Source organism: Tsuneonella sp. HG249, from assembly GCF_053819205.1.
In genome coordinates this window covers 17,655-29,722 of sequence record NZ_JBSOQY010000002.1, presented here as the reverse complement: position 1 = coordinate 29,722, position 12,068 = coordinate 17,655, and the positions used below count along the sequence as shown (strand labels likewise).

Sequence of the window (12,068 nt, the reverse complement as noted above, 5' to 3'; positions counted from 1 at the left end):
ATGTCCATTTTGCGCGAAGCGGCCTACTGGCAGGAACTGTGGCGCGAGCGGCGACCGCTCAGCGCGGCGGCGCTGGGAACCGGTTTCAGCATCTCGCTTAACATGTTCATCGCCAGCGTATTCGTGCCAGCGATGCAGGCGGAATTCGGATGGACCGGGGCGAACATCTCGGTTGCCGGCACGTTCGGGCTGATTGGCCTGCTTACCTTCCCACTCGCCGGGCGGCTGGCCGACCGGTTCGGAAGCCAGCGGGTGATGCTGGGTGGGGTCATCGCCATTCCGGGGTGCTATCTGCTCTACAGCCTGCAGAGCGGGGCGTTGTGGCAATTTTATACCATCCAGGCGCTGTGGTCGCTGTTCGCGGTGTTGTGGAGTGCCACCGTGCTCGGCCGGATCGCTGCCGGACGGCTGACCCTTGCGCGCGGTTTTGGGATCGCGCTGTTGCTCAGCGCGCCAGCCGCGACCGGAGCCATTGCCGCGCCGCTGCTCAGCGAATTGATGGACAGCGAAGGCTGGCGCCAAGGCTACCGGGTGCTGGCCGCAGTGTCGCTGGCGGCCGGCCTGATCTCGGCCGCGCTTCTGCCCTCGCAGACCGGCGCGCACGCTGCGCCGACCGACCGGAGGCCCGATCGCGATGCCTTGCGGGCGATTTTTCGCTCGCGCGCGTTCCAGATCCTCGCGGCCGCGATGCTGTTGTGCAATCTCGGCACGATCATAACCGGGCTGCAATTCGCGCCGATGCTGCTCGAGCGCGGGACCCATCCCGCACGCGTCGGCGGCTACCTGAGCGCATACGCCATCGCGGTGATCGTCGGCCGCTTCGCAATCGGATTGTCGCTCGACCGGTTCCCCACGCGCTACGTCGCGGCCGTCGGCATGGGCCTGCCCGCGCTCGGCTTCGCGCTGATTGCCGGATCGGACGCGGCGACATCGGCTATGCTGGCGGGAGTAGCCTTGCTGGGAATATCGCAGGGGGCGGAAGGGGACATCGCCGGCTACGTCGGCGCGCAGTACCTTGGGCCCGGTCTCTTCAGCACCACGTTCGGGCTCGTCACCGCGGCCACCAGCCTCGCCGGGTTCATCGGCTCGGTTACCTCCGGGATCGTCCTCGACGGCGGCGGAGGCTTCGGCCCGTTCCTGGCATTTCTCGCGGTGACCACCGCGGCCGGCGCGGCGCTGTTCCTGTTTCTGCCGCGACCGCCAGCGAAAGAGACAGTGGTCTTGGACGGGGCGTTGTCTTCGGGTTCGAGCGCATCATGAAGGGATTGTCTGAGTGAGTTCCAGCGACGCGCAGGCGAACACGTTCAAGCAACGGCTGGCCGCCGGCGAGCCCTTGCTGGGCATCTTCCAGAAGATACCTCATCCCCACGTAGTGGAGGTGCTCGCGACCGGTGGCCTCGACTGCATTTGCATCGATGCCGAGCACGCGCCGTTCGACCGCGGGGCGATCGACTTGTGCATAATGGCTGCCCGTGCCGGCGGTCTTCCGGCCATGGTCCGCCCGGCCAGTGCCACGCCGCACGAGCTGCTCAATGCGCTCGACTGCGGCGCCGACGGGGTAGTCGTCCCCCATATCCGCTCCGCCGAGGAAGCCGCCACGCTGGCGCGAATTGCGCATTATGGGCCGGGAGGCCGCGGTTTTGCCGGCTCTACCCGTGCGGCGGGCTACGGCTTGAGCTCGATCCCCGGCCATCTCGCCGCGACCGCGGCGCGCACCGCTGTGATCGCGCAGATCGAGGACGCCGAGGCGCTTGAAGAGATCGACGCCATTGCCGCGGTCGAAGGCATCGACGCGCTGTTCGTGGGGCGGATCGATCTCACTATCTCGCTCGGCTGCACCTCAGCCGACGACGAGCGGGTGGTGGCGGCAGTCGATCGGATCGTCTCGGCGTGCAAGAGCGCAGGCCGCGCGTCGGGCATGTTTCTCTCGCGCGCTGGGGATGTGGGTCATTGGCGCAACAAGGGAGCAAGCTTGTTCCTGTTGTCCTCAGACGCCAGCTTTTTGCGCTCGGGTGCACGCGGCCTGCGGAGCGACGCCGGGCTCTAGGCCCGCGGAATTATGCAAGCGCGGACTCTGTTGGCGGAACGGCAGCCCGCTCGGCGCGGGCCACCTCCAGCGCTGAGCGCGTGGATTCGTAACTCTTCCGGGTGACCCGCGTCATGCAGTAAAGCGCGGCCGCGATGGTGCCAGGAATGATAGTCAGGAGGAAGGCAAGGCCGATCCCATCGAGCGCCGTCTGTTCAACCTGACCCGGTACTGCCTTGGCCGGGAAGCTGATTAAAACAAGGGTCCAACCCGCGAGCAGCGTACCAAGCGCGGTGTCCACCCGCTGGAAGAAGGTCCGCGCGGCAAAGAGGATGCCCTCCTGCCGCAATCCGGTTCGCAGTTCGTTTTCGTCCGCGATGTCGGCCAGCGCCGATCGGCTCGTGGTCGTCAGGAGGCTATATCCAACATGCTGGAACAGCGAGAACGCGATCAGGATTGCCAGCAGGTATGGGGTTTCGTGTGAAATCACGCCGAAATACGCGAGCGCGATCGGAATGGCCGGCCCGACCGCGTACATGAGACACGCGGCGCCGGCGGTCCAATTCTTGTCGAACCGGTTGTGCAGGCGTTTGACGATGAAGCCCGCAAACACATACCCGGTCAGGCTGCCGACGAAGAACCATGCGATCTCGTCGTTGGTGAGCTGCCAGAAGTAGGTCATCGTGTAGAGGTAGAGGCCGTTCCGCACTCCGGTCATCAGAGCGAAAAACAGCAGGCCGAACAGCATGATCACGTAGTTGCGGTTCTTCAGAGCGCGCAGGATGTCGCGCCAGAATTCGACCAGGCTGAACTTGGGCGTGTCGAGCCCCGTCTGCGTCAGATAGGGGATGCGCGAGACGGTCGCGAAGGCGGAATAGAACCGCAGCACAAGCAGCGTCGCGGCGGTCCACAGCGCGAACGCTGGATAATTTGAGGGATCAAGGGCGCCATTGGGGAACCCTTCGCTAGCCTTGAAGAACAGCTTCAGCGCGATCAACGCCGTGACCGCGTCGCCCACCCAGGCGAAGAAGGTGTTGTAGGCCATCACGCTCGAGCGCTCGATATAATCGTCGGACAATTCTCCGCCGAGCGCGAGGTGGGGGGCTTCGTACGCCGACGCGGTCTGCTGGAGCAGGATGTAGAACACCGTCAGCCAGATCAGCAGGCCGGTGCTGCTCAGGCCCGCTGGCGGGCTGTAGAGCGCGTAGAAACACAGCGCGACCGGCGCCGCCGCCGCGAACATGAAGGGATGGCGCCGGCCGAGCCTTGTTCGCACCCGGTCCGACCACGAACCGACTATGGGTTCGAACACCGCGTTGACCATCAACCCTGCGGACATCGCCAGGCCGACCAGACCCGGTGAAACGCCCAGCACCTGGTTGTAGTAGATCAGCAGAAACAGGCTGGTGCCCTGGAAGGTTATTGCCTCCGCAGTCGCGCCGAGACCGTAGGATATCTTGTAGCCGACCGTCAGCGGCGGCGCTGCGCTCGCGGGGACTGAGGGAATGCTTCCGACCGTGTCCATCCCGGCTCTCGACGCAGTTGTTCAACACCGGAAGCTGACACCCTTTGCAAACGAATGCAACGGGCTGCGGGAGGACTCGTCAGGAGCGGATGAGACCCCGCACCCGGCGGTAGAAATCCTGGCGCTCGGGCCCCAATCCCTCGTCATCGACCGCTTTCGGCCAGTTGCCGCTGCTGGCGATCACCAGTCGCGTCGCGGGATCGATGAAGATGCCCTGGCCGAATATTCCGCGCGCGTCGAAGCTGCCGTCGTCGTTGGTCCACCAGCAGTAGCCGTAGCCGTGCCCGGGCTTGCCGATGTCGGCCTGCTTCGTGGTCGCCTCGCCTAGCCACCCCTCCGGAACGATGGAGGAGCCTTCGATGACCGCGCCATCCAGGATGAATTGACCGAAGCGCGCAAAGTCGCGCAAGGACACCGACAGGCAACACCCGCCGACCTCGCGTCCATCGGCGGCGAGGATCCACGCGGCATCGCGTTCCATCGACAGGGGCTGCCAGATCTTCTCGGCGAGATAGGCTGATAGGTTCCTTCCGGTTGCCGCGGCGAGAGCGGAACCCAACAGGTTGGTTTCGCCGGTGTTGTAGAGCCACTCGCTGCCGGCGGGCGCCGCCTTTTCCAGCCTGCGCATGTAGGCGGTCATTGTGTCGATGTCGGGCTCGGGAGTTTGTGCCCAGAAGCGTACGACGTCGGCTTGGGGATCGTCATACGTCTCGTCCCAGCGAACGCCCGATGTCATCGTTAGCAGCTGGCGGATCGTCACGTCATCGTAGGCGCTGCCCGCCAAACCCGGCAGGTAGGTGGCAATCCGGTCGTCCATATCGCGGATTGCACCGTCCTTGATGGCCGCGCCGATCAGCGTCGAAGTGATTGACTTCGCAAGCGAGAAACTGGTCCAGTGCCCTGTTTCATCGTATTCGTCAGCGTAACGCTCAAACCGCACGCGGCCCTCGTGGAGGATGATCAGGCCGGCGTTGCACTGCCGGCACATGTGCCGATCGATGTCGAAATCGAACTCGAGCGGCGGGCCCGGCTCGAGCGGCCAGGGATGCGGTCCGGACGGGACCTCGCGGACGCTGTAGATGCGGTCGATAGATCGCAGCCCCCGGCGGCGTTGCTCCTGCGACCAGAATAGCATTGACGCCTCCGTCTAATCCGTATGAACCCTCAGCCGTCCGTAGATCAGGCCGAGGAATTTGCGATGCCCAAACTGTCGCTCGACGCGATTCCGGCCACCAATCAGTCGGGCTTTCCGGCTCAGTACACCGATGTGCTGCAGGGTCGCTGGTATCGCCGCCTTGCGAAAGCAGGCGGGCTGATCGATTTCGGGGTGACCCACGTGCGCCTCGAGCCAGGGGCTTGGTCCTCGCAGCGGCATTGGCATCCAGAAGCCGATGAATTCGTCGTCATGATTGCTGGCGAGGCCATGCTGGTCGACGATCACGGCGAGCATCCGATGACCGCCGGCGACAGCGCCGCCTTTCCGAAGAACGATGGCAACGGCCATTGCCTGATAAACCGCAGCGATACCGACTGCAGCTTTATCGTCGTCGGCCCCCAGGTGCCCTGGCCGGTCCATTTCCCGGATATCGATATTCACCACTTTGCCGATGGCAAAAAGCGCCGCAAGAACGGGAGCGAGTTCGACGCTTAGCCGGCGCTGCTCGCCCCGCACGCTTCGGCCAGCAGCCACGCGCGGAACTTGCGAAACGCGCTCTTCTCGAGCTTTTCGGCGGGGTAAACGAGATAATAGGCGCCGTCGCTTTCGAGGGCGGAAGCCGACAGGGCAATCAAGCGCCCGTCGCGCACCTCTTCCTCGATGAGATACTCTGGAATGAGCGCGGCGCCCGCGCCCGACGATGCGGCCTGCGCCAGCATCGCGAAATGTTCGTAACGCGCGGCGGGCTTGCGCCGAGCCAGGGTGACGCCCGTCTGGGCGGCCCACTGGTCCCACGCGTCTGGGCGGTTGGCGAGCGTCAGCAACGGGACCTGCGAGACAAGCTCTGGCGACGGATGGTTCCCGCTTTTACCGGCCACCGCCGGCGACACCACCGGAACGCACCGTTCGCCGAACAGTCGCTCGCACCGCGCGCCCTGCCAATCCGGCTGGCCGAAATGGATTGCCGCGTCGAACGTCTCGGCTGCGAACGCAAACTCGTCGCTGCGCGCGAACAGGTTCACCACCAGCTCGGGGTACGCGCGGGCGAGGCGCGTCAGGCGCGGCGCCAGCCACCGCATGCCGAAGCTCGGAAGTGTTGCAAGGGTGATCGCCCCGTCATCCAGCTCGGAGCGAAAGCGGGCGCTCGCCGCGACGATTGCGGTCAGCGGTCCGCCGATGGCATCGGCATAGGCGCGGCCGCGCTCGGTCAACTGCAGGTAGGGGCCTGCCCGCACGAACAGGCGCACGCCTAGCCCTGCTTCGAGCTTGGCGATCTGCCGGCTTACCGCGCTTTGAGTGAGATTGAGCTCGGCAGCCGCGCGGGTAAAATTGCCCGTGCGCGCGGCGGCGGCAAAGCACCGGAGAGACATCATACTTGGCGCTGGATACGTAGGACGCGAAGCCATCCATCATTCCTGTTTGGAAGGATTGAGCGAACTCTAGTCGCTTTTGCATCCGTCACAAGCGTGCCACTTCGGGCGGATAGCCAAGGAGGCCGATCCATGCCCGCATCGCATTTGCTGGACGTCTACAACCGCGCCGATCCCCTGTTTGTGCGCGGTGAGGGTCCGTGGCTGTTCACCGATAGCGGCGATGCTTGGCTGGATTGTGTTTCAGGCATCGCGACCAACGCGCTCGGCCACGCCCACCCCGTCTTGCGCGCCGCCCTCGAGCGCCAGGCCGGCAAGCTGTGGCACGTCTCGAACATGTTCCGCGTCGAAGGGCAGGAGCGGCTGGCCGCCAAACTCGCGGCGCACACCTTTGCCGACCGCATGTTCTTCACCAACTCCGGGGCCGAAGCGGTCGAATGCGCGCTCAAGCTGGCGCGGCGCTACCATCACGCCCGCGGCGATCCGCAGCGCACGATGATCTATTCGCTGAAGGGCGCGTTCCATGGGCGGACCTACGCCACGATCAACGCAACGGCCAACCCCGCGTATCTGGACGGCTTCGGCCCCAGCTTGCCCGGCTACGCCTCGCTGTCGATTGACGACCGGATAATAGTTGAGCGCGCGCTGGCCGCCGACGACACCGCCGCCCTGATCCTCGAGCCGGTGCAGGGCGAAGGCGGCGCGCGCGAATTGCCCGGAGATATGCTGCGCTGGCTGCGGCGCGAATGCACGCGGCGCGGGATCCTGCTGATCTACGACGAGGTGCAGTCGGGCATGGGCCGGACGGGCCGCCTCTTCGCGCACCAGTGGCATCGTGGGTGCGAGCCCGACGTGATGGCGGTCGCCAAGGCGCTGGGTGGGGGTTTTCCGGTCGGGGCGTGTCTCGCCAATGAGGAAGCCGCGGCCGGCATGGTCCCCGGCTGCCACGGCTCGACCTTCGGCGGCAACCCGCTGGCGATGGCGGTCGCCGAGGCGGCCTTCGACATCATTGCCGACCCGGACTTTCTCGACACTGTCGAGGCCACGGCGGGCGCGCTGCGCGAAGGGCTCGAGGTCCTTGCAGCACGGCATCCTGCGGTGATCCGCGATGTGCGCGGCAAGGGCATGCTGGTGGGCATAGGGGTCCATCCCAACAACCGCGCGTTCATGGCCGCCGCCCGCGACCAGCGACTGCTGGTCGCGGGCGGAGGCGACAACATCGTGCGGCTGCTCCCGCCGCTCAATATCTCGCGCCGCGAGGTGGACGAGATCCTGAGCCGATTCGAAGAAACTTGCGCGTCTATGGCGCTTGCGGAAGCATCTTGAGCCTTCGGTCGGTCGACCCTGCGTCGGGCGAGCTCGTCTGGGAAGGTGCCGCGGCTGGGGCGCACGAGTGCGCCGCGGCGGTGGCCCGCACGCGCCAGGCGTTCCCCGCCTGGCGCCGCACGCCACTTGGCAAGCGTAGCGAAATCCTGGAGCGCTACGCCATCGTGTTGAAGCGAAACGAGGCCGAACTGGCCGAGCTGATCGCGCGCGAAACGGGCAAGCCCTTGTGGGAGAGCCGCACCGAAGTTGCCTCGATGGCCGGCAAAGTGGCGCTGTCCATCCAAGCGCAAGGCGAACGCGCCGGGGACCGATCCGACGATACCGCGTTCGGCCAGGCGGAGCTGCGCCATCGCCCCCACGGCGTGATGGCCGTGCTCGGGCCGTACAACTTCCCCGGCCACCTCCCTAATGGACACATCGTACCGGCTTTGCTCGCGGGCAACTGCGTGGTGTTCAAGCCATCCGAGCACACCCCCGCTGTAGGCGAACGACTGGTCGGCCTGCTGCGCGAGGCGGGCGTGCCGAATGGTGTCGTCGAGATCGTCCAGGGCGGACGGGACACCGGCGCCGCCTTGTTAGCGTGCGATGTCGATGGCGTGCTGTTCACCGGGTCAGCGGCCGGCGGCAAGGCAATCCGCCGAGCGTTCGTCGACCGACCGGCGGTGATCCTTGCGCTCGAGCTCGGCGGCAACAATCCGCTGATCGCGTGGGGCGGCGAGGTCGGCGCGATCAGCGAGATCGTGGTGCAATCGGCCTTCATCACGACCGGCCAGCGCTGCTCGTGCGCTCGGCGGCTGATCGTTCCGGCCGGTCATACGGGAGACCGAATCGTCGGATCGGTCCTCGCGCGCAGCGAGAGCCTGCGGATCGGCGCCTGGAACGATGAGGAAGAGCCGTTCATGGGCCCACTGATCGGCGACGGCGCCGCCGATGCGGCGCTGGCGGCCCAAGCACGCCTCATCGAGCTCGGGGCGGCGCGGCTCCGGCCAATGGAGCGGCTGCCACGGTCGCCCGCGTTTGTTTCGCCCGGCGTGCTCGACGCAACCGGAGTGGATCTACCGGACGAAGAGATCTTTGCGCCGTTGATGACCGTCTATCGCGCGGCGAACTTTAACGAGGCGATCGAACTGGCGAACCGCACACGCTTCGGTCTCGCGGCGGGGCTGATCAGCAACGACGACGAACTGTGGCAGCAATTCAGAACGGAAGCGCGCGCCGGCGTCATCAACCGCAACCGGCCGACCACCGGGGCCTCGGGCGCGATGCCTTTCGGCGGGCTAGGGGAATCGGGCAATCACCGGCCCAGCGCGTACTACGCGGCGGATTACTGCGCATATCCTGTCGCCAGCGTGGTGGCCGATCGCGTGGCGCCCCTCGCGTCCCTGCCCGGCAGCTAGTTCAGCTCAATAGCCGCGCCGAACGCCCCTCGACGAGGGCCCCGCTGAAGTTGCGCACCTCGGGTGGGAGCTCCGGGTTGGCGATCCGTTCGAGGAGCATCGTCACAGCTGCCTCGGTCATCCGGCGCACCGGCTGACGGATTGTGGTGAGGCGATAGCTCGGCCACGCCGCCGGCCCGACCCCGTCGAACCCTACGATCGACAAGTCGTCCGGGATCGAGAGGCCAAACTCGTCGCGCGCCGCATCTATCGCGCCGATCGCCATGAGGTCGTTGGCGCAGATCAGCGCGTCGGGCCGCTGCTTCATCGCCATCGCCGCGCGCAGACCGTCCGCCCCGCTCTCGTGGTCGAACCGGCCGGGGAACACTTTGGCCTCCAAGCCATGATGCGCGAGACGGGTCAGCGCACCGTCGACGCGCTGATTGCCGACGTAGCTGTCGGCGGGGCCAGAGAGAATCGCGAACCGCTTGTGCCCCGCTTCGACGAGGCGATCGACCAGCAGCCGCTCACCGCCGACGGAATCGCAAAACACGCTCGGGACGGCGTCGTTCTCGGCGTAGCGATTGTACAGCACCACCGGCACATGATGCCGTTCGAACAGCGCGAGGTGCTCGGGCGTCAGCCGCGCCGCCGCGATCGCACCATCGACCCGGTAGCGCCAGATCTGCGACAGCACCTCGCCGGCATCGCCCTCGTTCTGCAGCGCGAACAGCAGCACCCGGATGCCCTGCTCGTCGAGCCGCTGAGTGAGCTCTGCAAGAACCTGAGGGTAATACAGGTTGGTGAGGTTGGAGATAAGCACCGCCACCAGGTTCGAACGCTTGGTGATCAGGCTGGAAGCAAAAACGTTAGGTTCGTAGCCGAGCTTGGCAGCGGCCTTGAGAATGACCTTGCGCTTCTCGTCCGAGAGACTGTTTCCGGGCCGGAAACAGCGCGATACGGCTGACTGGGAGACGCCCGCAAGCCGCGCGACATCGTACGATGTCGGCCGCCGGCGGTCGTCGGTATTGGAAGGGTCGCGTTTCATGGGCGCGGACCCTAGCTTACGGATTGCCGGGAGCAAGTGGCATGGAGCAAGGGGCGCAGCCTACTACTCCGCCGTCCAGCCCCCATCGACGACGATACTAGTGCCGGTGACCAAGGCGGAAGCGTCGGATGCGAGATAGACGATCGCTCCCATCAGATCCTCGACTTGACCCAGGCGACCCAACTTGATCTTCTGGAGCACGCTTGCCTTAAAGGCCGAGTCCTCGAAGAACGGCTGGGTGAGCGGGGTCTCGATGAAGGTCGGCGCAATCGTGTTGGAGCGGATGCGATGCGTGGCCAGATCCAACGCGAAGGCCTTGCTCATCCCCTCCAGCGCCCATTTGGACGCGCAGTAGAGGCTGCGGTTGGGTCCACCAACATGCCCCATCTGGCTGCCGATGTGGATCATGCTGCCGGGCTCTGCGGCGCTGGAAAGCGCTTTGGCGAACCCTTGCGCGACGAAGAACGCGGCCTTTACGTTGAGATCGAGGACCGCGTCGTAATCGGCCTCAGCGACTTCGGTCATCGCCATCGGCCGGTTGGTGCCGGCGTTGTTCACAAGGACATGGAACGCCGGCCGCTCACCGAAGAAGGCCGCCAGCCGCGGCAAATCCGTCACGTCCAGGACGGCGGCATCGGCCAGCCCGCCCACCTCGCGGATGGCGCGTGCACCGGCTTCCACTGTCTCAGCCGTACGCGCGACCAGCGTCACGGCGGCTCCGGCTTCCGCCAGAGCGGCGGCGGCTGCGAGGCCGATCCCGCCGCCAGCCCCGGTCACGAGCGCGCGCCGCCCGTCGAGGCGAAACGACGGTGTCCTTGGCAGCGTCACCCGCCGCTCACGCGGTCTCGAGCGCCTCGGCGATGCCGGCATAGGGCACGTTGCGGCCGCCGTAGCGGCGCACGCGGACGTTGGCCTGCTCCCCATGGCCGGCGAACCCTTCGAGCGCGCACAGCCGGCTGCAGTACTCGCCGATCATCGCCGAGGCCGCATCGGTCGTCACCCGCTGGAAGGTGCACGTCTTGAGGAACTTGCCCACCCACAGCCCGCCAGTGTAGCGCGCGGCCTTCTTGGTCGGCAGCGTGTGGTTGGTGCCGATCACCTTGTCGCCATAGGCGACGTTGGTGCGGGGGCCCAGGAACAGCGCGCCGTAGTTCCTCAGGTGCTCGAGGAAGTAGTCGGGATCGCGGGTCATCACCTGGACGTGCTCGTTGGCGTAGTCGTCGGCGACGCGGACCATCTCGGCTTCGTCTTCACAGACCACGACCTCGCCGTAGTTGTCCCACGCCTGGCGCGCGATCGGCGCGGTAGGCAGGATTTCGAGCAGGCGCTCGACCTCGCGCATCGTCTCGCGGGCGAGCTTCTCGGAGGTCGTGATCAGGATCGCGGGGCTTTCCGGCCCATGCTCCGCCTGTCCGAGCAAGTCGGTGGCGCACATCTCGGCATCGACGGTCTCGTCGGCGATCACCATTGTCTCGGTCGGGCCGGCGAACAGGTCGATCCCCACCCGTCCGTAAAGCTGACGCTTCGCTTCGGCCACGAAGGCGTTGCCGGGGCCCACCAGCATGTCCACCGCACCGATTGATTCGGTGCCGATCGCCATCGCGCCGATCGCCTGAATGCCGCCGAGTGCATAGATCTCGTCCGCGCCGGCCATCGCCTGCGCCGCCACCACTGCCGCGGCGGGTTTGCCTTCGAACGGCGGCGCGCAGGTGATCACCCGCGGCACACCGGCAACCCGCGCGGTGATCACGCTCATGTGCGCAGAAGCGAGCAGCGGGTACTTGCCGCCGGGCACATAGCAGCCAGCGCCGTTCACCGGCACGTGCTTATGGCCCAGAACCACGCCCGGGAGCGTCTCGACCTCGACTTCGAGCATGCTGTCCTTCTGGATCTGCGCGAAGTTGCGAACCTGAGTCTGCGCGAACTCGATGTCCTTGAGATCCTGCCTGGTCAGTTGGTCGATGCAATCCTGTATTTCCTGCGGCGAAAGCCGGTAATCGTCGCGGTCCCAGCCGTCGAACTTGACCGACAGCTCGCGCACCGCGGCATCTCCGCGCCGTCCGATGTCGGCCAGCGTCGCCTCGACGGTGTCGCGCACCTTGCGGTCGAGGTCCGCGCGTGCTTCCGCGGTCACTCCGCGCTTCAACCAGGTGGCCATGTCGAATCCCTCCAAAAGTGCAAAAGCGTATTGACTGCGAATGCAGAAACTTGCAACACCGTTGTGCAGTTCAGGAGTGGTGT

Annotated in this window: 11 protein-coding genes; 5 read left to right on the top strand and 6 right to left on the bottom strand. The window is 66.0% G+C overall.

Annotated elements, in window-relative coordinates; genetic code table 11:
- Together ACWPM1_RS12245 and ACWPM1_RS12240 are read left to right on the top strand one after the other, a co-directional pair.
- A complete protein-coding gene (locus ACWPM1_RS12245) occupies positions 1-1,260 on the top strand; it encodes an MFS transporter (protein ID WP_455695189.1) in 1,260 nt (419 codons plus the stop codon).
- A gap of 13 nt (positions 1,261-1,273) precedes the next feature.
- On the top strand, positions 1,274-2,047 hold the full coding sequence (locus tag ACWPM1_RS12240; protein ID WP_455695188.1) for an HpcH/HpaI aldolase family protein: 774 nt from the start codon (positions 1,274-1,276) through the stop codon (positions 2,045-2,047).
- Between the two features lie 10 nt (positions 2,048-2,057).
- Here ACWPM1_RS12240 and ACWPM1_RS12235 read toward each other — a convergent pair whose 3' ends face one another.
- Together ACWPM1_RS12235 and ACWPM1_RS12230 are read right to left on the bottom strand one after the other, a co-directional pair.
- On the bottom strand, positions 2,058-3,551 hold the full coding sequence (locus tag ACWPM1_RS12235; protein ID WP_455695187.1) for an MFS transporter: 1,494 nt from the start codon (positions 3,549-3,551) through the stop codon (positions 2,058-2,060).
- A gap of 79 nt (positions 3,552-3,630) precedes the next feature.
- Positions 3,631-4,686 carry a serine hydrolase domain-containing protein gene (locus ACWPM1_RS12230; protein WP_455695186.1) on the bottom strand — a complete coding sequence of 352 codons (1,056 nt, stop codon included), beginning with the start codon at positions 4,684-4,686 and terminating at the stop codon, positions 3,631-3,633.
- Between the two features lie 63 nt (positions 4,687-4,749).
- Between ACWPM1_RS12230 and ACWPM1_RS12225 the strand changes: the two genes are divergently transcribed.
- Positions 4,750-5,202, top strand: coding sequence for a cupin domain-containing protein (locus ACWPM1_RS12225; RefSeq protein WP_455695185.1), 453 nt, complete (start codon positions 4,750-4,752; stop codon positions 5,200-5,202).
- Here the strand turns inward: ACWPM1_RS12225 and ACWPM1_RS12220 are convergent.
- A complete protein-coding gene (locus tag ACWPM1_RS12220) occupies positions 5,199-6,077 on the bottom strand; it encodes a LysR substrate-binding domain-containing protein (RefSeq protein ID WP_455695184.1) in 879 nt (292 codons plus the stop codon). The two genes, ACWPM1_RS12225 and ACWPM1_RS12220, sit on opposite strands and share 4 nt — an antisense overlap.
- Positions 6,078-6,209: 132 nt before the next feature.
- Here ACWPM1_RS12220 and ACWPM1_RS12215 point away from each other — a divergent pair, with 132 nt between their 5' ends.
- A complete protein-coding gene (locus tag ACWPM1_RS12215) occupies positions 6,210-7,403 on the top strand; it encodes an acetylornithine transaminase (RefSeq protein ID WP_455695183.1) in 1,194 nt (397 codons plus the stop codon).
- Positions 7,400-8,800 (top strand): succinylglutamate-semialdehyde dehydrogenase, encoded by a 1,401-nt coding sequence (gene astD, locus ACWPM1_RS12210; protein ID WP_455695182.1) that lies wholly within the window; start codon positions 7,400-7,402, stop codon positions 8,798-8,800. The genes ACWPM1_RS12215 and astD overlap by 4 nt, the downstream gene beginning before the upstream one ends.
- Position 8,801: 1 nt before the next feature.
- On the opposite strand, the gene ACWPM1_RS12205 is transcribed toward astD, so the two are convergent.
- The 3 genes from ACWPM1_RS12205 to hisD all read right to left on the bottom strand — a co-directional run bounded on the left by ACWPM1_RS12205 (position 8,802) and on the right by hisD (position 11,985).
- Positions 8,802-9,827 carry a LacI family DNA-binding transcriptional regulator gene (locus ACWPM1_RS12205; RefSeq protein WP_455695181.1) on the bottom strand — a complete coding sequence of 342 codons (1,026 nt, stop codon included), beginning with the start codon at positions 9,825-9,827 and terminating at the stop codon, positions 8,802-8,804.
- A 63-nt stretch (positions 9,828-9,890) separates the two neighbouring features.
- A complete protein-coding gene (locus ACWPM1_RS12200; protein ID WP_455695180.1) occupies positions 9,891-10,655 on the bottom strand; it encodes an SDR family NAD(P)-dependent oxidoreductase in 765 nt (254 codons plus the stop codon).
- Positions 10,656-10,662: 7 nt separating this feature from the next.
- Positions 10,663-11,985, bottom strand: coding sequence for a histidinol dehydrogenase (hisD, locus tag ACWPM1_RS12195; RefSeq protein ID WP_455695179.1), 1,323 nt, complete (start codon positions 11,983-11,985; stop codon positions 10,663-10,665).
- Positions 11,986-12,068: the final 83 nt, after the last annotated feature.